Source organism: Streptomyces sp. NPDC051738 (assembly GCF_044453205.1).
Lineage (GTDB): Bacteria > Actinomycetota > Actinomycetes > Streptomycetales > Streptomycetaceae > Streptomyces.
Map to the genome: position 1 here is coordinate 196,142 of NZ_JBITCM010000003.1, position 19,442 is coordinate 215,583.

Here is a 19,442-nt window from a genome sequence, read left to right on the forward strand (position 1 = left end):
CCGTAAGGGGCACGGGGAACTGCGCGACCAGCCACACACGGCCCGCAGTGATCACACGACCTAGCCCGCCGAGCTCTCGATGCTCTCGACAACCCCGGCCAAGTCCGCAATGTCCGCCAACATGCGCACACTGTCCGGCTCACGCCCGGTGAACAGCCGAAAAGCATCCGCAGCCTGGAACACAGCCATCCCACCCCCATCCAAAGCGGCGCAGCCAACCGCACGCGCGGTGCGCAACAGCTCGGTCTCCAGCGGACGGTAGACAACCTCCGCCACCCACAGGCCAGGGTGCAGCAGCTCCGCCGGAAGAGGCAGGCCGGGATGGGCGGCCATACCGGTAGGCGTGGCGTGCACGAGACCGTCGGCACGGCTCAGCAGCGCGGGCACCGCATCCGGAACGGCACCGACCGCCCGGCCAGGGCCGAAGTGCCGGTTCAGCGCAACGGCGAGCCCCGCGGCCCGGTCGGCCAGCGCGTCCACCACGGTGACCCGCTCGGCGCCGAGCGTCAGCATCGCGTGCGCGACGGCCGCCCCCGCACCCCCGGCACCCAGCTGCACGACCCGCTCCAGCGGTACGTCGGGCAGCCCGCGCGCGAAGGAGGCGGCGAACCCGGTGACGTCCGTGTTGTGGCCGACGGCCCGGCCGTCCTCGAAGACGACGGTGTTGACCGCGCCCAGCGCCTCCGCCTGCGGGGCGAGCGCGTCCAGGTGCTCGATGACGAGCTGCTTGCACGGGTGCGTGATGTTGAGCCCGTCGAAGCCCAGGTCACGCGCGGCCCGCACCAGGTCGCCCACCGCCTCGGGCGGGACGCCGAGCGTGTCGATGTCGATGAGCCGGTACAGATAGCGCAGGCCCTGCCGGTCGGCCTCCCGCTCGTGCAGCGCGGGGCTGAGCGAGGGGCCGATGCCGGAACCGATCAGCCCGACGAGATACGAGTCCTTGGCGTCCTTGGCCACCGGGGGGACCTCCTGAGCGGCTCACTAATGTACGAACTGGTGAGTTAGTCATAGCAGGCGGCACCGGAGCTTGGGAAGACCTGACCCGACACACGAGGCGAGCGGGCTTCTACAATCACCGGCACGCGGGTGGGCCACCGGGGCGCGCCCGCACTCGCCGAAGGAACCCCGATGACCAGCGTCGAAGAGCCGGCACGAACGAACGGGCGGATCCGTGACGCCGCCCGCACCCAGGCCGAGATCCTCGACGTCGCGACGCAGGAGTTCGCCCGGGCCGGCTACGACGGCGCCCGCGTCGACGAGATCGCCGCCCGCACCCGCACCACGAAGCGGATGATCTACTACTACTTCGGCGGCAAGGAGCAGTTGTTCACGGCCGTGCTGGAGCGGGCGTACGGCGTGATCCGCGAGACCGAGCAGCAGCTCGACGTCGAGCACCTGGATCCGGTCGCGGCCATCCGCCGCCTCGCCGAGCTGACCTTCGACCACCACGAGCAGCACCCGGACTTCATCCGCCTCGTCAGCATCGAGAACATCCACGGGGCCGAGCACATCGCCGCCTCCGAGAAGCTCGGCAAGATGGGCTCGCCGGCCCTGGACGTGATCCGCCGGATCCTGGAGTCCGGGCGGCAGTCGGGCCTGTTCACGGCCGACGTCGACGCCGTCGACCTGCACGCGATGATCAGCTCCTACTGCTTCTTCCGGGTCTCCAACCGGCACACCTTCGGCGCCCTGTTCGGCCGTGACCTGGTGGATCCGTCCCGGCGCGAGCACTACAGGGCGATGCTCGGCGACATGGTGATCGCGTATCTGACGGCGGCGCGGGCCGAGGACTGATCCGGGCGCCCACTGAAACAAGATCCTTCGGCATGACCTCTTGACACCCGGGAAACGTCGGCGCAACATCCGTAGCCATCCGCTACTAACTATCCAGTGGGTTAATTAGCCGGGTAGCACCCGGCGCGGCCGACCCGTCACCCCAGGGATCCGGCGCCTCTTTCTCGCCACGCACTCCCCGTATGGTGGAGTTCCCTCGAAGGAGCACCCCTGTGTCCGTCCCCGACACTCCCGCCGGCCAGCCGAAGAAAGCGGCCACGGCTGCCTGGATCGGCAGCGCCCTGGAGTACTACGACTTCTTCATCTACGGCAGCGCGGCCGCGCTGATCTTCCCCGAGGTCTTCTTCGACGAGTCCGACCCGGCGACCGCCACCCTGCTGTCGCTGGCCACGTTCGGCGTGGCCTACGCCGCGCGACCGGTCGGAGCGCTGTTCCTCGGTCACTTCGGCGACCGGCTGGGCCGTAAGAAGATCATGGTCTTCACGCTGATCCTGATGGGCGTGTCCACGTTCCTCATCGGCTGTCTGCCGACCCGCGACCAGGTCGGCACCCTCGCGCCCGTGCTGCTGGTGCTGTGCCGGGTGCTCCAGGGCATCTCGGCGGCGGGTGAGCAGGCCAGCGCCAACTCGATGACCTTGGAACACGCGCCACCGCACCGGCGCGGCTTCTTCACCAGCTTCACGCTGAGCGGCACCCAGGGCGGGCAGCTGCTGGCCACCCTGGTCTTCATCCCGGTCGCCGCGCTCCCGGAGGAGCAGCTGCTGTCGTGGGGCTGGCGGGTTCCGTTCTGGATGAGCATCGCGGTCGCCGTCGCCGGCTACGTCATCCGCCGCAAGCTGGAGGAGACGCCGGCCTTCGAGCAGCAGGCCGCCACCGAGGGCGTCGTCAAGCTGCCGCTGGTGGTGCTGATGCGGGAGCACTGGGCGGATGTCCTGCGGGTGATCGGCGGTGCGCTGGTCGCCTCGGTCAGCACGATCTTCACGGTGTGGGCGCTGTCGTACGCCACCAGCGACTCGGTCGGGATGAGCAAGTCCTCCATGCTGTGGGTGGGCGCCCTCGCCAACCTGGTCGCGCTCGGCGCGATCCCGCTGTGGGCCACGCTGTCGGACCGCATCGGCCGCCGCCCGGTGTTCCTGATCGGCGCGGCCGGCAGCGCGGTGATGATGTTCCTGTACCTGTGGTCGATCTCGACCGGCTCCTACCCGCTGACCCTGCTGCTGGGCATCGTCACCTTCGGTGTGGTCTACAGCGCCGCGAACGGCGTGTGGCCCTCCTTCTACGGCGAGATGTTCTCCACCCGGGTCCGGCTGTCCGGCATGGCGATCGGTACCCAGATCGGCTTCGCGGTCGCCGGTTTCGCGGTCACCTTCGCCGCGCAGATCGCCGGCCCGGACGGCGACAACTGGTCCGCGGTGGCCCTGTTCACGGCGGCCCTGTGCGTGCCGGCGATCGTGGCCGCGCTGTCGGCCCGCGAGACGGCGCAGGTCCCGACGGAGCGGCTGGGTGAACGGACAGCAGGGCAGTCCCCGCAACCGGCAAAGGTCGCGGCCTGACCAACACCGGTCCCCGGACGCCATGAGGGCCCCGGGGACCGGGCACTGAACAGCCGGCGGCGGTGGCGCGCCCCTTCAGGGGCGCGGGGCGATATCACTGTGCGGCTCCGCCGCGTGGGCGCGATCAGCCCCCACCGGCCCGCACAAGAGTCACTGCCCTCCCAACGGCGCGCACAACAACTCCGTCCAGGTCTCAGCCACCCGATCCAGCGAGAACCCCTCCCTGACCTGTGTGCGGGCCAGCTCACCCGCGGAGCGCCAGTCGTCCTCCTCAAGGACGGCGATCGCCTCCGCCATCGCCTCGGGGTCGTCGTGGATCCAGCGCCGGTCGTAGATCTCGTCGGCACCGGGCCACGGCAGCAGCGAAGGCACCGCACCCGAGGCCATCCCCTCGGCGGGCGCGAGGTGGAAGCTCTCGTCGTCGCTGGTGGACAGCACGTGTCCGACCCGCCGCAGCCAGCCCGCCACGTCCGGCCCGAACGTGTCGAAGAAGACGGCCCCTTCGAGCAGCGGCGAGGTCTGCATACGGCGCAGCACGGCCTCGTAGTGCGCACGTTCCTCGGGCTTGTTCCAGATCCACCAGTACTCCCACGGCGGCTTCGACTTGACCGACAGATGCCACCGCCGGTCGTGGGCGCGCAGCGCCTCCAGCACGTCGAGGCCGAGGTCGAGGCGCTTGCGGCTGGGCGCGATGCCGATCATGCCGAGGCGGTGGTGGGCGCCGGGTGCCTTCGGGCGGTCGAGCTGGTCGGTGTCGACCCAGTTGGGGACGACCACGACCTTGGACTCGGGCCAGCCGGTGTGCTCGCGGGTGCGGCGGGCGTAGTACGGGCTGACGCACACCACCCGGTCGACGGCGTCGATGTCGACCTGGCCGGGCCAGGGGGCGCCCAGTTCGAAGCGGTGCAGCCGGACGATCAGCCGGCTGCCGCGCCGCTTGTGACGGCTGTACCAGACGGCGGCCGGGCCGCACCACTCGACGACCACCACGTCGGCCCAGTCGGCGAGTTCCCGGCTGGCGTCCGGGTCGTGGCGGGACAGCGCGGGCCAGGCGTCGACCCGTACGTCGAGACCGGGCAGCGCGCGGAAGTGGTCGAGCAGCCGGGTGAGGAACTTCAGGTCGTGCCCGGCGACGCCCACGCGCAGGGGGCGTTGACGGGTCGTCACCTCTCCGGGCGCGGAGGGGAATGCCCGGTCGAGGTGGGCGCGCCAGCGGTCGGCCGCTCCGTCCAGGGTGTGGTGCCGGGCGGCCTCGCGGCAGCGGTCCGCCGCAAGACGTCTGGCCTCCGGCTCGCGCACGGCGCGTGCGACGGTGTCCGCGGCGTCGTCGAGTCCGGCACGTCCGGGCACGAACAGCGGATAGTCGATGCCGAGCAACGCCTCGTGTGCCGGAGTGCGGTTGAGCACCACGGGCAGGCCCAGGGCCCCGAACTCCAGGACCTTGGTGGACAGTTCGAGGCTGGAGTCGAGCACCGGATCCCGCCAGCCCAGCCCCACGTCGCAGCCCGCGGCGATGCGCATGGCCTCCTCGCGGGGCTGTCCGCCGTGGTGCTGGACGCCGGGAGTGGCGGCCAGTGCCCGCGCCATGTCGGCCTGGAAGTGGGGGTGGCCCGGATCGTCGTGGATCTTGTCGCCGACGGTGTGCAGTTCGGCGGGGACACCTCGCCCGGCGAGCAGCTCGGGCAGCCGGGTCATGGGCAGGGTGTTCCAGCGGGGTGCGAACTTGCCGGTGTAGACGAGCCGTAGCGGATCGTGCGGCCGGCCGGCGCCGTCCCGGTCCGGCAGTGGGAAGTCCGGCTCGGGTACGGCGGGCGGGCTGAGCACGCACTTGCCGCAGGCCTCGGGCACCCAGGTCTCCAGGAAGCAGCGCAACTCCTCGGTCTGGCACAGCAGCCGGTGCGAGGCTTCGGCGATCCGGACCAGGTCAGCGCGGGCCGCCTCGGTCATCTCGGGGGCGGACTGCGGAATGTCGGTGAGGTAGGCCCAGATCCTGCCGTCGAACACGCCGTCGGACACGATCCGGGTGACCAGCCGCCGGCCGCGCAGCACCAGCAGATCGCAGGGGTCCTCCTCGTCGAGCCGGGTCAGCACCTGCGAGGCCTGCACCGGGGACATGGGCCGGTCGGCGAGCCCCGGCAGCAGCCGCTCCTCGTGCGGGCGCACCAGGGTGACCCCGGGCAGCTCGGCCAGCGGATCGGTCAACCGGCCTGTGCGGACAGGGGACTTGAGGACGAGCCGGACCTCGCAGCCCGCCCGGGAGAGCGCCTGCACCGTCGACTGCGCCCACACGGCGGAGCCGTCGATGAGGTTGAGGTCGACGTCGCCGTAGACCAGCGCCCGCAGTTTGCGGCTCATGACGGCTCCTTCCCGCGCACGGCGAACAGACGATGCCCTTGCCCCGCCCAACTGCCGGGTTCCGTACCGGACATGTGCAGCGACCGGCGCACCAGCAGCGGACGCAGCGACGGTACGAAGACGTAGTCGTCGGCGGTCGGCGTGTGGCCCACCGCGTCGGCGCCGGAGTGCTCCTGGGCGCACATCAGATCGAGCAGCAGCGTGTCCGGCCGGTCCTCGGTGAGGTCGGTCCAGTCCGCGATCCAGGGCGCCAGGGGCTGCCCCCGGCGTACGGTCACCCCGGCGGCGCTGAGTTCGTCGAGCCCCGCAGGATCGGGTACGACGACCTCGACCGGGCGGTGCAGCTGGCCGAGCACCTGGCCGACCAGCCGGGCGACGTCGGTACGGTCCCGGGGCGCGGCCAGCACGGCGACGCGCCGCTCGTCCAGCGGATCCGGGGCGCCGGTCAGCCGCGCGAGCCGCGACAGCCGTACGCGGGTGCTGTCCTCCCGGAACACCTCGCGCAGCCGTTCCCGGCCCTCGGCGGCCGGGTGGAGCCGGGCGAGCCGTACGCCGGTGTCGGCGTCGACGACGGCGTCCCAGGCGAGCCGGGCGAGGCCGGGCGCGGCGGAGGCCGGGCCGTCCCGCCACAGCACCGCCGACCGGCCCAATGCCCTTGCTTCGGCGAGGAGTTCAGAGAGAGTACGGTCCAGATCGGGGGCGAGGCCGGTACCGGTGAGCCACCAGGGGCCGTCGCCCGTGCAGGCGCTCAGCTGGACGACGAGCGCATCGGGGTCGGTGCGCCGCAGGAGCAGCCGACCGTCGTGCGGCAGCAGCCGGTTGACCACAACGTCGGCCGCGAAGTCCTCGGCGGTGGCGGCGGTGAGCACACCGGCGACGACTAGACGGTCGCGGGGCGCCGCGGTCAGCGCGCGATGAGCGAGGTGGAACCGTTCGTCGACGGGCGCGTCCGGCTCGGTCTGCGGCTTCGGCGCGCTGTCGGGCGCCCGCCCGGCGGAGCCGCGCCGACCACGCCACAGTCCGTACAGCTCCCCCGGCAGCCGTGCCGCGCCCCGCTTCGGCGAGCGCGCGGCCGTCACCAGCGCCTTCCCCACCTGCAGCGAGGTCGACCCCTCCAGCATGCGCACCCGCGCCTGCAGCACGTCGACCCGGTCCCGGGCGGCACGCAGGGCGGCGGCGAGCTGGTCCTTCTCCCGTACGGCGGCGGCGAGTCGGTCGGCGATCCCGTCCTGCCCGGCGGCGCCCCGGATGCGTTCCGCCTCCTCGACGGCCCGCTCCAGATCGAGCGTACGGGCGCGCAGGGACCGGGACGCGAGGTCGGCGAAGACGTACTCGTCGGCGATCCGCAGCGCGGTGGCGTAGCCGTCGGAGGGGACCGGGCGACCGAAGAAGTCGTGCGGTGGCAGGAGTTCGTCGGTGCGGGCGATGACCGCGCCGGAGTGCAGATGGACGTAGTCGAGGGGGGCCGCGCGCAGGACCTGGCAGCGGTGGGCCACCAGGTCGTCGAGGAGCCGGTGGTAGGGGAGTTCGGATCCGCGGTGACCGAACACGATCAGCCCGCGTGCGCCGGGCCGCATCCGCGCCAGTACGGCACGGCAGGCGTCTTCGGTGCCGTGCAGGTCGGTGTCCGGGCCGTAGGACAGGAGGGCCAACTCCCCGCCTGCGATGGGCCGTTCGTCGTCGGCACGCAGGGCGACACCTGGCGGCAGGTGCAGATAGGGCTCCAGGCGCAGGCCGGCGCCGGTCGCGTCCACCACCGTCGTGACGGCGTCGAGATGCGGATGGAGCAGATCGGTCAGTCGCATCAGCGGGTCCTCGCGAAGACGTGGAAGCCGACCCGGTTCTCCCGGAAGCCGTACGGCCTGAAGAGGGTGTGCCGCAGGCCGAGCGGCTCTAGTTCGGCGCGGTAGGCGGCGGTCGGGCGGTGCGCGATGCGGGCGCCGCGGGTCGTACGGTGGGCGGTGTCCTCGTCGGTGACGATCAACCGTCCGGCGACGCGGACCAGGGAGGCGAGGTTACGCAGCCCGGCCGCCCACTCCTCGTCGTCGGGCACGTGGAACAGGACGTCCACGCAGACAACGATGTCGTACGGCCACGGACTGCGCCACTCGTCGAGCGCGGCGACGGCGTAGCGCGGGCCGCCGCCCTCGGCGCCGGCGTGGTCGATCGCGTACGGGCTGATGTCGAAGGCGTCGACGCGGTGGCCGCAGCGGGCCAGGGCACGGGCGAAGTACCCCTTGCCGCAGCCGGCGTCGAGCGCGAACAGCGGGGCGGTGGGGCTGGACAGGTCGCCGACGAGGGAGAGCAGCGAGCCGAGCCGCTGGGCGTAGAAGAGCTCGTTGCCCGGACGGTCGAGGTCTGTATTCCCGCCGGAAGCGAGCTCGTCGTGGTCCGCGTGGCGGGCGTCCCAGTACTCCCCGGGCGTCCGCTCGGTGACCTGGATCGGCGTCTCGTCAGCCATGGCGCTCCAGCCACCCGGTGATCACACGGGCGATGCGGCCACCCGCCCGGCCGTCCCACAGCGGTGGCCCCTCCCCCGGCGCCGCTCCCCCGCCGTCCAGCACCTTGCGCAGCGCGGGCACCAACTCCCCATGCGTGACCAGCCGGTTGGTGCCGTGGGTGACCGTGATCGGGCGTTCGGTCGTGGTGCGCAGGGTCAGACACGGGACGCCCAGGACGGTCGTCTCCTCCTGGACGCCGCCCGAGTCGGTGATCACCGCGGCGGCTCCGCGCACGAGGCTCATGAACTCGACGTAGCCGAGCGGGTCGAGCAGATGGACACCCGGCGCGTCCGCGAGCCCCGCCGCCCGCAGCGCCGCCCGGCCGCGCGGATGCAGCGGGACGACCAGGTCGAGATGGCGGGCGGCCTCGGCCAGCACGCGCGCGGCGGCCTCGGCGGCCTCCGGGTCGTCGACGTTGGCGGGCCGGTGCAGGGTGACGACGCCGTAGCGCTCGGGCAGGCGGTGGGCGGCACGGGCGGTCGCCGGGTCGAAGTGCTCCATTTGGGTGAGCAGGGTGTCGATCATCGGGTTCCCGACGAGGTGCACCCGCTCGGCGGCGATCCCCTCGCGGGCGAGGTGCCCGACGGCCTCGGGGCTAGTGACGAACAACAGCTCCGCCAACTGGTCGACCAGACGCCGGTTGACCTCCTCCGGCATCGCCATGTCGAAGCTGCGCAGCCCGGCTTCCACATGCGCCACCGGGACGCCCAGTTTCGCGGCGACCAGCGCTGCGGCCAGCGTCGAGTTCACGTCGCCGTACACCGTGACCAGCGCGGGTGCGCGAGCGGTCAGTTCGCCCTCCAGGGCCACCAGCAGATCGGCGGTCTGCCGGGCGTGCGTGCCGGAGCCGACGCCCAGGTCGGTGTCGGGTTCGGGCAGGCCGAGCTGCCGGAAGAAGACGTCCGACATCCGCTCGTCGTAGTGCTGCCCGGTGTGCACGAGCACCTGGTCGCAGCCCGCGACGCCGAGGGCGGCGACGACCGGCGCGGCCTTGACGAAGTTCGGCCGGGTGCCGACCACATGAAGTACGCAGCCATTCATCGGCGCCTCCTGCTTGCGCGGCCTACCTTTGCCCTATGTCAGGTATGTACCGCAATATCCCCCGCGCCCTCAGTCTGGCCGCCTCGGTGGCACTTGGCGAGCTGCGCCAGGATCCGGCGCGGGCCGCACTGCTCGGTCTGCGGCTGCTGCCGGGGCGGGTCCGGCGTGGGGCGGAGCCGCTGGAGCGGCGGCTTGCCGGGCGGGCGCGCGGCGCCGGGCCGGTCGCGACACCGTCCGCCTCGCCGGTGCCCGCGCCCGTCGGTCGGCCGTTCCGTCCGGTGCCGGGGCGTGTGCTCCATCTGGTCACCAACGGGCTGCCGTTCCGGCACGCCGGCTACACCGTGCGCACGCAGAAGCTGGCCGAGGCGCAGGTGGCGGTGGGCCTGGACCCGCATGTCGTGACCCGGATCGGCTTCCCGGTGACGATGGGGGTGCTGGACGCCCGTCCGTCGCAGCGCGTGGGCGGGGTGCCGCAGCACCGGCTGCTGCCGCCCCGGCTGCCGTACGGGCAGGCGGCGGCACTGGCGCGCAACGCCGAACTGGCCGCCCGGCTGGTGGAACGGTTGCGGCCCGCCGTACTGCACGCGGCGACGGACCACGGCAACGGGCGTGTGGCGCTTGCCCTGCGGGAGACGTACGGGCTGCCGGTGGTCTACGAGGTGCGGGGTTTCCTGGAGGAGACCTGGCTGACGCAGGCGCCGGGTCGCGGCCGGGACGACGAGACGTACCGGGCACGGCGCGCCCTGGAGACGTTCTGCATGCGCGAGGCCGATCTGGTGCTGACGCTGGGCGAGGCGATGCGGGCCGAGATCGTGGGGCGCGGTGTGCCCGAGGAGCGCGTTCTCCTCGTGCCCAACGCCGTGGACGACGCGTTCCTGGCCCCGCTGCCGGACGGGGCGCCCGTGCGCGCCCGGCTCGGGATCGCGCCGGACGAGTTCGTCGTCGGCACGGTCGGCAGTCTCACCCCGCACGAGGGGATCGGAACGCTGCTCCATGCGGGTGAAGAGCTGCGCAGGCGTGGTGTCCCGCTTCGGCTGTTGATCGTCGGCGACGGACCGGAGCGGCCGGCGCTGGAGCGGCTGGCCGCCGGGCTCGGCCTGAACGACGGGGTCGTTCTGTTCACCGGCCGGGTGCCGCACGCCCAAGTCCGGGATTTCTACGCCGTGTTGGACGTGTTCGCGGTGCCGCGCACCGACGAGCGGGTCTGCCAGTTGGTGACGCCCCTCAAGCCGGTGGAGGCGATGGCGAGCGGTATTCCGGTGGCCGCGAGCGATGTCGCCGCACTGCGAGAACTGGTCGTACCGGAGGTGAACGGACGGCTAATTCCATGCAAATCGACAAAATCCTGGGCTGATGAACTGGAAATGCTCATTTACAGTCAAAAGCGGCGGGATGAGTGGGGAGCTGCCGCCCGCGCGATGGTCGCGCGTGACCGCACCTGGAAGCGGGTCGCCGCCACAACCCGTGAGGCGTACCGGACCCTTGGCTGCCTTGACGCGGGGTGAGTCTTATGCAGGTCGAACAGACCGGACCGCTCGGGGAAAAGAGCGAACCGCTCGGGGAAGCGGAACCGCCCGATCACGTGGAACTCGCGGTGATCGGGCTCGGATACGTCGGACTGCCGCTCGCGCGCGAGGCCGCGTCGATCGGCTTGAGAGTCGTGGGCCTCGACCGCGATCCCCGGGTCGTGGAGGCGCTGAACACCGGGCACTCCCATGTCGACGACGTCTCCGACGAGGACGTCCGCCGGATGCGGGCGGCCGGATTCACCGCGTACACGGACGACGCCTGTCTGGCCCGCGCGCAGACCGTGGTGATCTGCGTGCCGACCCCGCTCAGCGAGGACGGCGGCCCGGATCTCAGCGCGGTCAAGGCGGCGGTGCGCTCGGTGGCGGGGCGGCTGTGGCCGGGACAGCTGGTCGTGCTGGAGTCGACCACCTACCCGGGTACCACCGAGGAGGTCGTACGGCCGCTCCTGGAGGAGTCGGGGCTGCGCGCCGGCGTGGACTTCGCGCTGGCCTTCTCACCCGAGCGCATCGACCCCGGCAACACCGCGCACGGGCTGCGCACCACGCCCAAGGTGGTCGGCGGCTGCACCGCGTCCTGCGCGGCGCGCGCGGTCGCCTTCTACGGCAAGCTCGTCGACACCGTCGTCCAGGCGAAGGGCACCCGCGAGGCCGAGATGGCCAAGCTGCTGGAGAACACCTACCGGCATGTGAACATCGCCCTGGTCAACGAACTGGCCGTGATCAGCCATGAGTTGCACGTCGACCTGTGGGACGCGATCCGCTGCGCCGGCACGAAGCCCTTCGGCTTCCAGGCGTTCCGGCCGAGCCCCGGGGTCGGCGGCCACTGCATCCCCATCGACCCCAACTACCTGTCGTACAAGGTGCGTTCGTCACTCGGGTACGAGTTCCGGTTCGTCGAACTCGCGCAGGAGATCAACCGGCGGATGCCCGAGTACGTGGTGCGCCGGGCCCAGGACCTCCTCAACCACGCCGGCCGGCCGCTGCACGGCTCCCGGGTGCTGCTGCTCGGGGTCACCTACAAGCCGGACGTGGCGGACCAGCGGGAGTCACCGGCGGTGCCGGTGGCCCGGCTGCTGCGGGAGCGGGAGGCGGAGGTCTCCTTCCACGACCCGCATGTCCGCCTGTGGTCCGTGGACGGGGCGAGTGTCCCGCGCGTCGGCGACGTCATGGCGGCGGTGCGCGAGCACGACCTGACGATCCTGCTCCAGGACCACTCGGCCTACGACCTGCCGGCGCTCGGCGACACGGCCCGGCTGCTGTTCGACACCCGCGGGCGGATCTTCCGGCCGGACGTCGAAGTGCTGTGACCGGCCCGGTCGTTCGGGCCATGGATCTCGGGGCAGTCGAAAGGTACGTGCACTGATGCGGATACTCGTCGTCACCGTCGTCCACCATCCCGAGGACGCCCGGATCCTGCACCGGGAGATCGCCGCGCTGCGGGAACGCGGGCACCGCATCGTGTACGCGGCGCCGTTCGCGGCCCGCGAGGTGGCGCCACGGCCGTACGTCGAGGGCGTGGACCTGCCCCGGGCAGCCGGCCGGGACCGCCGGGCGGCACTGCGCGCGGCCCGCGCCCTGCTCGCCGAGCGGGGACCCCAGGCGGACGTCGTCCTGCTGCACGACCCGGAGCTGCTGCTCGCCCTGCCCGGCACGCTGCGCCAATGGCGGCGCGCGGGACGCGTGCCCGTCACCGTGTGGGACGTGCACGAGGACACGGCGGCGGCGCTGACGATGAAGCGCTGGCTGCCCCGACCGCTCCGGCCGCCGCTGCGGCTCGCCGTGCGCGCGGCGGAACGGCTGGCGGAACGGCAGCTGCGGCTACTGCTCGCCGAGGACGCCTACCAGCGGCGTTTCCGTCGCACGCACCCCGTGGTGGCCAACCTGACGACGGTGCCGCCCGAGCAGCCCGAGCCGCCCGGCGACGACCGCGTGGTGTACCTCGGACACCTGTCGCAGGCGCGGGGTGCGCCGGAACTCATCGAGGCGGCACGGCTGCTGGCACCCGACTTCCGGGTCGAGGTGATCGGCGCGGCGGACCCGGACGTGCGGGGCGCGCTCACCGAGGCCGACCGCGACGGCGTGCTGCGCTGGCACGGGTACCTGCCCAACGACCGCGCCCTCGCCCTGCTCTCCGGCAGCCTGGCCGGCCTCTCCCTCCTGCGGGACCAGCCCAACTACCGCCATTCACGCCCCACCAAGGCGGTGGAGTACATGGCCCACGGCGTCCCCGTGGTCACCACCCCCACCCCCCTCGCCGCCGACCTGATCGAGCGCTACGGCTGCGGGCTCGTCGTCCCGTACGAGGATCCGGCCACCGCGGCACAGGCCGTACGGCATCTGCGCGCCGACCGGCAGCTGCGCCGACGAGCCGCCGTACGCGGCTGGGAGGCGGCGCTCTCCGACCTCAACTGGGCGGACCGGGCGACCGAGTTCGTGATGTGCCTGGAGTCCTGGGTGAAGGAGGCATCCGCGGCACCGGGCAGCGCCCCGCCGTCATCGTCCCAGGATGACGCGGCCCGCACGGCCTGACCTCCAGGGCCTGTCAGACGGGCCCTAGACGTTGGACCAGCCCCGCCTGCACAGCACCAGCCGGTATCCGTCCGGGTCCTCGATCGTGACGCCCCACCCGTTCCAGTACGGGTTGGGCGACAGCACCCGCTTGCCACCGTGCTCCTCGAGCCTGGCCACCAGATCCTCCGGCACAGGTCCGTCCACGTAGATGACGAGGAGGTCCTCCTCGGTCGGCCGGGGCTCGACGGGCCGGGCGGGTTCGTGGACGAGTTCCAGATGCCAGTCGGCGTCCGGCCACCCCAGCATCAGCAGGTCGTGCTCACCGGGTTCCGGACCGCCCGTCGCGCGCCATACGACGCCGAGTCCCAGCCCTTCGCCCCAGAACCGCTCCGCCGCGCCGAGGTCCCGGGACGGGCGGGCGATACGGATGTGGCTGCGGCCGTTGACTGGCATGGTGACCCTCCAGGTGTCCTGCTGAGCGGCGTTGATCCACTCGGCAGCGTAGGCAGCAGGCGCCGGCGGAGACCATCGGTCATCGGCCTTGGTCCCTGCGCCCTAAGCCCTGTCGACCTCCCTACGCCCCGTTGACAGGTGACGTTTCGCGCATGAACATCGGCCGGAACGTGCAGAAAAGAACAGCACGGAGCCAGGGAGGGGGAGCTTCGCGCGTACCGGCCGGTTTCAGGGGCGGCCGGTGCGCGCGGAGTGGTAGGCGCGGCGACCTCGCGTCAGGGAGGTGACGGAGAGTCAGCCCTGGTTGGCGTCCTTCGGAATCCCGTACGCCCGCTCCACCCGCAACCGCAGCACCAGCCGCCGGTCCCGGACCATCGCCGCCCGGAAGTCCTCCCAGTCGGGATGCTCGCCCAGGACGTCGCGATAGAGGCGGGCGAGTTCGTCGACCGTCGCGTCGTGCGGGTCCTGCGCGACCGGCGTGAGGTCGGCCGTGCCCTCGGCCACGACGTAGGCCCACCGGTCCGGGCTCGTGACGTGGTACGACGCCCTCGGGTCCCGGCGCAGATTGCGGGTCTTGGCACGGTCGTCGGTGATCGAGACGCGGATGGTGCGCTCGTCGGGGTAGTAGGCGTGGCTGACGTTCGACAGCTGCGGCCGTCCGTCACGCTTGAGGGTGACCAGCACCCCGCCGTGGCCCTCGGCGAGCAGGGCGAGCAGTGCCTTCTGGGCGGGGTCCTCGGTGGCGTGCTGGGGGGCGTTCTCGGTGGCGTCCTGAGTCATGCCTTGATCAACCCTGGTGAGCAGCCCGCACATTCCCTCCCGGCCCTCCCTCCCGGATATCTCCATAGACACTGTCTACTCGATCATGGTAGACAGTGTCTATGCCTTCTGTGCAGGAACCCGATCACGAATCCGATACCGGGTTGCGGGCCCGACTCGTCGAGGTCGGCGTGGATCTCGTCGCCCGGGAGGACGCCCAGGCGCTCACCCTGCGGGAGATCGCCCGCCGGGCAGGCGTCTCGCACGGCGCCCCGCGTCGCTACTTCCCGACCCACCTGGAGCTGCTCTCGGCCATCGCGCGCCGCGGCTTCGAGGAACTCGCCCATCGGGCCACGGTGGCCATCGGCGACAGCGGGGCGTCCGGCCCGCGGGCGCAGCTGACCGCGCTCGGTCGCGGCTACCTGGAGTTCGCTCTCGCCAACCCCGGCATGTACGAGCTGATGTTCCGTCATGATCTGTTGGAGAGCGGACACTTGGGCCTGCGCGACACCAGCCTTCCCCTCTTCGGCCGCCTGGTGGACCTGGTCGGTCAGGTGCGCCCCGACGCCGACGCACGACTCGTCGCGGGCGCGCTGTGGGCCAACCTGCACGGCATCGCCCAGCTGTGGGGCTGGGGCAGCCTCCAACTCGCCACGAACACCGACGACTTCGTACCACTGCTGGGGTCGGCCCTGGACGCACACCTCGGGCCGGAGGCCGAGTGAACCCGCGGCTCACCCTCGCTGCCAGCGTCGTCGGGGCCGTGATCGTCGTGCTCGACGGCACCGTCCTGACCGTCGCCCAGCCCACCCTGCAACGCGACCTCGGCGCCTCCTTCGGCCAGGTCCAGTGGACCAGCACCGGTTATCTCATCGCGGTGGCAAGCCTGTTGGTGTTCGCCGGGCGGCTCGGTGACCGGTACGGCCACCATCGCGTCTTCGGCATCGGCATGCTCGGGTTCGGGGCCGCGTCGGCGGGGATCGCCCTGGCGCCCGGGGTCGGCTGGGTCATCGGACTGCGCGTCGTGCAGGGCGTGTTCGGGGCGCTGCTGCAGCCGGCCACGCTCGGGATGCTGCGGGCCGCGTTTCCGGCCGACCGGCTGCGGACGCCGATCGCCGTACGGACGGCCGCGATCGGAGTGGCGGCGGCCGCCGGGCCGGTCGTGGGCGGGGTGCTGGTGGACGGGCCCGGCTGGCGGGCCGTGTTCCTGCTGAACGTCGTCCCCGCCGTCGTCTTCGGCGGGCCGGCCCTCGCCGTACGACCCCCTCGCGCAACCTCTCCCGCCCGGCTGGACCTGCCCGGCGCCCTCCTTCTCGCGGTGTCCCTGGCCTGCCTGGTCCACGCCCTCGTCGCACAGTCGGGGTGGGTCTCGACCGCCGCGAGCGCCACTATCGCCACAGTCACCGGCGCCGCCTTCGTCCGGCACGAGCGCCGGAGCGCGAGCCCCCTCCTGCCACCCGACGTCATCGGCTCGCCGGCGGTCGGCTCGGCGCTCGGCATGCTGGTGGCCGCTTCGGCGGCGCTGTCCGGGAGCCTCTTCGTCGGCACGTTTCTCCTGCAGGGCAGGCTCGGTCTGGACCCGTTCCGCAGCGCCCTGGTCAGCCTGCCGCTGGCCGCCCTGATGGTGCTCGCGGCACCTTCGTGCGCAGTGCTGCTGCGCCGGTTCGGCGCCCGGCATACGACCACGGCGGCGATGGCGGTCCTTGCGCTCGGGATCCTCTTCCTGTCCCGCGCCTCGGCCGTGCCCGCCCTCTGCGCTGGGTTCGCCCTGGTGGGAGCCGGGTTCGGCACGGTGATGGTGGCGGCAACCCATGTCGTCGTACGGGAGGCCGCCGTCGAATCGGCCGGGGTGGCGGGCGGGCTGCAGCAGACCGCGATGAACCTCGGGCCGGTGCTGGGCGTGGCCGCCGCGACCGCGCTCATGGGAGCGGGCGGTGACCCTGAGCTGCCGCTCGGTGTCCTCGCCGCGCTCGCCCTGGCCGGTGCGGTGGCGGGCCGGGCCCTGCCGGGACGGGCCGACGGGGGATGCCGGGCGCGCGCAATCGACGATCATGGCCAATCGAAGGACCGTACAGGCGTTCCTGAGCGACGATGAGGTCAGAGGCCGTTCCCGCGGGGTATGCCGGAGCGCACCCTCGTCGTACGTATTCGGAGGAGAGCGATGGCACTGCTGACACAAGAGGTCGACCCGGGTGAGGTCGGACTGGACGCGAAGGTGCTGGACCGCCTCGACCAGTACTTCGCCCACTACGTCGACGAGGGGCGGCTGCCCGGCTACCTGGTGTCCGTCGCCCGCGGTGGACGCGTCGCCCACCTCACCGCGCACGGCCACCGGGACATCGCGGCCGGGCTGTCCGTCGAAGCGGACACGCTGTGGCGGATCTACTCCATGACCAAGCCGGTCACCTCGGTCGCCGCGCTGCTGCTGGTGGAGGAGGGCAAGCTGTCGCTCGACGACCCGGTCGGCCGCCATCTGCCCGCCTTCGCCGAGCCCCGGGTGTACGTGAGCGGATCCGGCGCCAACGCCGTGACCCGCCCCGCCGACGGGCCGATAACCGTCCGGCACCTGATGACCCACACCGCCGGACTCACCTTCGCCTTCTACCACACGCATCCCGTCGACGCCCTCTACCGCGACGCCAACCTGGAGGCCGCGGTGGTACCGGGCTCCGACCTGGCCGAGACGGTCGGCGTGTACGCGAGCCTGCCGCTGCAGTTCGAGCCGGGGACGCAGTGGAACTACTCGGTCGCCACCAACGTCCTGGGCCGGGTCATCGAGGTCGTGTCCGGGCAGCCGCTCGACGCGTTCTTCGCGGAGCGGATCTTCGGGCCGCTCGGGATGACCGACGCCGGGTTCTGTGTGAGCGACGAACAGGCGGACAGGCTCTCCGAGTTGTACGGCGAGACCGAGCGCGGCGGCATCGAGCCGATCCCCGGTCTCCCGTTGCGTGGCCGGCCCCGCTTCCTGTCCGGCAGCGGCGGCATGGCGGCCTCCGCGCACGACATCCACCGCTTCATGGAGCTGCTGCGCCGCCGCGGCGAACTCGACGGCACCCGTCTGCTGGCCCCCGCGACCGTGGACCTGATGACGTCCAACCAGCTCCCGGGCGGCGCCGACCTGCGCGCCTTCGGCAGCCGTCCCGCCCATGACGAGGCCGGCAACGACGGCCTCGGGTTCGGCCTCGGCGTCTCCGTGGTGATCGACCCGACCCGTACCAAGGCACCGGCCGGCCTCGGTACGTACGGCTGGAGCGGGGTGGCGACCACGACGTTCTTCGTCGACCCGGGCCGCGACCTGACGGTGCAGTTCATGACGCAGGTGCGGCCGAGGACCTCGCACACCATGCTCCAGGACCTGAAGCGGCTCGTGCACGAGGCCGTCACGGACGACTGAGCTCGGTCATACGCGGCTGGCGGGTCAGGACAGATGCGCCACCGCATCCAGATGCGGCAGGTGGTGATCGAGCCGCTCCCGCTTGGTGCGCAGATAGGTGATGTTGTTCTCGCACGGCGGGATCAGCAGCGGAACCTGCTCGGCCACCTGGATCCCGTGCCGCACCAACGCCTCCCGCTTGCGCGGGTTGTTGGACATCAGCCGGACGGAGTCGACGCCGAGGTCGTGCAGGATCTCGGCGGCGACGCCGTAGTCGCGGGCGTCCACCGGCAGGCCGAGGGCGAGGTTGGCCTCGACGGTGTCCAGCCCCTCCGCCTGGAGGGCCATCGCGCGCAGCTTGGCGAGCAGACCGATGCCACGGCCCTCGTGGCCCCGCAGATAGACGACGATGCCGCTGCCTTCGGCGACGACCGCGCGCAGTGCCGAGGCCAGCTGGTCGCCGCACTCGCAGTGCTGGGAGCCGAACGCGTCACCGGTCAGGCACTCGGAGTGCAGCCGGGTGAGCACGTCCTCAGTGCCGATCTCTCCGTAGACGAGGGCGACTTGCTCGTCACCGCGGTCGTGGTCGAGGTAGCCGATCGCGCGGAATTCCCCGTACACGGTGGGCAAGGGGGCATTCACCACGCGTTCCACGCCGGAACGCTGCGTCCGCGGTGCGGACTTCTTGCCGAGGACACCAATTTTTTCTGTCATGATTCTTCAGATCCTAAGCAGAGACGAAAGGCCGGAAAAAGATGAGTGATTCGCAGACGCAGCCGGCGGCGCACTCGCTGGTGCCGGCGGACACCACCGAGGACGTACGGACGCGAGGAGCGGGCGTCTCACGACAGGTCGCGGTCCTTCCCGTCGGGAGCTTCGAGCAACACGGCCCGTTCCTACCGCTGGCGACCGACACGCTCGTGGCCTGCGCCATCGCGCGCGAGATCGCCGCCACACACCCGGTGCACCTCCTTCCGCCCGTCACGATCTCCTGCTCGCACGAGCACGCGGCCTGGCCGGGGACCGTCAGCATCTCCTCCGTGACCCTTCATGCGGTGATACGGGACATAGCGGCTTCACTCCGCCGATCGGGCGTCGACGCCCTGGTGCTGGTCAACGGGCACGGCGGAAACTACGTACTGGGCAATGTCGTTCAGGAGTCCTCCGCGCGGGGCGAGCGAATGGCACTGTTCCCGGCCCCGGAGGACTGGGAGGCGGCGCGGGAGCGGGCGGGAGTGGAGACCTCGCTCCTCACCGACATGCACGCGGGGGAAATTGAGACCTCCATCCTTCTGCACACTCATCCCGAATTGATCCGACCCGGATATGAGACTTCCGATTTCGTGGCGGACGACCGCCGTCATCTCTTGACCCTCGGTATGTCCGGCTATACCGATTCGGGGGTCATAGGCCGCCCTTCACTGGGTTCTGCGGAAAAGGGGAAGCGCCTGCTGGCGAGCCTCGCGGATTCCTTCGGCGCGTATGTGTCACTGCTGACCTCCGCGGACGATTGCGTACGGGACACGGGAGACGCAAGGGCGTAGCGCTCGGTTTCCGGGTCCGCCTCGGTGAC

General features: G+C 71.8%; 17 protein-coding genes. 9 read left to right on the forward strand and 8 right to left on the reverse strand.

Translation table 11 applies throughout. From position 1 onward, the window contains the following. Positions 1–60: 60 nt before the first annotated feature. Positions 61–957, reverse strand: coding sequence for a shikimate dehydrogenase (locus ACIA8X_RS08730; RefSeq protein ID WP_393444721.1), 897 nt, complete (start codon positions 955–957; stop codon positions 61–63). A gap of 171 nt (positions 958–1,128) precedes the next feature. Here ACIA8X_RS08730 and ACIA8X_RS08735 point away from each other — a divergent pair, with 171 nt between their 5' ends. Continuing rightward, positions 1,129–1,794 carry a TetR/AcrR family transcriptional regulator gene (locus tag ACIA8X_RS08735; RefSeq protein ID WP_399458067.1) on the forward strand — a complete coding sequence of 222 codons (666 nt, stop codon included), beginning with the start codon at positions 1,129–1,131 and terminating at the stop codon, positions 1,792–1,794. Positions 1,795–2,006: 212 nt separating this feature from the next. Further along, positions 2,007–3,347: an MFS transporter gene (locus tag ACIA8X_RS08740; protein ID WP_393444726.1), complete on the forward strand. Its 1,341-nt coding sequence runs from the start codon at positions 2,007–2,009 to the stop codon at positions 3,345–3,347. 150 nt (positions 3,348–3,497) lie between these two features. On the opposite strand, the gene ACIA8X_RS08745 is transcribed toward ACIA8X_RS08740, so the two are convergent. Genes ACIA8X_RS08745 through wecB form a run of 4 tightly spaced genes read right to left on the reverse strand, consistent with a single transcriptional unit; the run spans position 3,498 to position 9,244 of the window. Beyond that, positions 3,498–5,702 (reverse strand): glycosyltransferase, encoded by a 2,205-nt coding sequence (locus tag ACIA8X_RS08745; protein ID WP_399458068.1) that lies wholly within the window; start codon positions 5,700–5,702, stop codon positions 3,498–3,500. After that, positions 5,699–7,507: a hypothetical protein gene (locus ACIA8X_RS08750; protein ID WP_399458069.1), complete on the reverse strand. Its 1,809-nt coding sequence runs from the start codon at positions 7,505–7,507 to the stop codon at positions 5,699–5,701. The genes ACIA8X_RS08745 and ACIA8X_RS08750 overlap by 4 nt, the downstream gene beginning before the upstream one ends. Next, a complete protein-coding gene (locus tag ACIA8X_RS08755) occupies positions 7,507–8,163 on the reverse strand; it encodes a class I SAM-dependent methyltransferase (protein WP_399458070.1) in 657 nt (218 codons plus the stop codon). Before ACIA8X_RS08755 ends, ACIA8X_RS08750 begins: the two co-directional genes overlap by 1 nt. Further along, positions 8,156–9,244 carry a non-hydrolyzing UDP-N-acetylglucosamine 2-epimerase gene (wecB, locus tag ACIA8X_RS08760; protein ID WP_393444738.1) on the reverse strand — a complete coding sequence of 363 codons (1,089 nt, stop codon included), beginning with the start codon at positions 9,242–9,244 and terminating at the stop codon, positions 8,156–8,158. The genes ACIA8X_RS08755 and wecB overlap by 8 nt, the downstream gene beginning before the upstream one ends. 35 nt (positions 9,245–9,279) lie before the next feature. Here wecB and ACIA8X_RS08765 point away from each other — a divergent pair, with 35 nt between their 5' ends. The 3 genes from ACIA8X_RS08765 to ACIA8X_RS08775 are packed head-to-tail and all read left to right on the forward strand — an operon-like array spanning position 9,280 to position 13,302. After that, positions 9,280–10,749 carry a glycosyltransferase family 4 protein gene (locus ACIA8X_RS08765; protein WP_399458071.1) on the forward strand — a complete coding sequence of 490 codons (1,470 nt, stop codon included), beginning with the start codon at positions 9,280–9,282 and terminating at the stop codon, positions 10,747–10,749. 5 nt (positions 10,750–10,754) lie between these two features. Next, positions 10,755–12,080, forward strand: a complete 1,326-nt coding sequence (locus tag ACIA8X_RS08770; protein ID WP_393444743.1) for a nucleotide sugar dehydrogenase — start codon at positions 10,755–10,757, stop codon at positions 12,078–12,080. Positions 12,081–12,135: 55 nt separating this feature from the next. Continuing rightward, positions 12,136–13,302, forward strand: a complete 1,167-nt coding sequence (locus ACIA8X_RS08775; protein ID WP_399458072.1) for a glycosyltransferase — start codon at positions 12,136–12,138, stop codon at positions 13,300–13,302. Between the two features lie 24 nt (positions 13,303–13,326). Here the strand turns inward: ACIA8X_RS08775 and ACIA8X_RS08780 are convergent, their stop codons facing one another. Next, positions 13,327–13,737 carry a VOC family protein gene (locus ACIA8X_RS08780; RefSeq protein ID WP_399458073.1) on the reverse strand — a complete coding sequence of 137 codons (411 nt, stop codon included), beginning with the start codon at positions 13,735–13,737 and terminating at the stop codon, positions 13,327–13,329. 294 nt (positions 13,738–14,031) lie between these two features. Then, the gene (locus ACIA8X_RS08785; RefSeq protein WP_399458074.1) at positions 14,032–14,517 is read right to left on the reverse strand and encodes a PPOX class F420-dependent oxidoreductase; all 486 of its coding nucleotides are present in this window, start codon (positions 14,515–14,517) and stop codon (positions 14,032–14,034) included. Between the two features lie 101 nt (positions 14,518–14,618). Between ACIA8X_RS08785 and ACIA8X_RS08790 the strand changes: the two genes are divergently transcribed. The 3 genes from ACIA8X_RS08790 (at position 14,619) to ACIA8X_RS08800 (ending at position 17,890) form a co-directional block, all read left to right on the forward strand. Further along, positions 14,619–15,221, forward strand: a complete 603-nt coding sequence (locus ACIA8X_RS08790) for a TetR/AcrR family transcriptional regulator (RefSeq protein ID WP_393444754.1) — start codon at positions 14,619–14,621, stop codon at positions 15,219–15,221. Next, a complete protein-coding gene (locus ACIA8X_RS08795; RefSeq protein WP_399458075.1) occupies positions 15,218–16,591 on the forward strand; it encodes an MFS transporter in 1,374 nt (457 codons plus the stop codon). Before ACIA8X_RS08790 ends, ACIA8X_RS08795 begins: the two co-directional genes overlap by 4 nt. Before the next feature lie 66 nt (positions 16,592–16,657). Further along, positions 16,658–17,890: a serine hydrolase domain-containing protein gene (locus ACIA8X_RS08800; RefSeq protein ID WP_399458076.1), complete on the forward strand. Its 1,233-nt coding sequence runs from the start codon at positions 16,658–16,660 to the stop codon at positions 17,888–17,890. Between the two features lie 24 nt (positions 17,891–17,914). Here the strand turns inward: ACIA8X_RS08800 and ribA are convergent, their stop codons facing one another. Next, positions 17,915–18,583, reverse strand: a complete 669-nt coding sequence (gene ribA, locus ACIA8X_RS08805) for a GTP cyclohydrolase II (RefSeq protein WP_093905925.1) — start codon at positions 18,581–18,583, stop codon at positions 17,915–17,917. 41 nt (positions 18,584–18,624) lie between these two features. On the opposite strand from ribA, the gene ACIA8X_RS08810 reads away from it, so the two are divergent. Beyond that, positions 18,625–19,413, forward strand: coding sequence for a creatininase family protein (locus tag ACIA8X_RS08810; protein WP_393444760.1), 789 nt, complete (start codon positions 18,625–18,627; stop codon positions 19,411–19,413). Positions 19,414–19,442 lie beyond the last annotated feature (29 nt).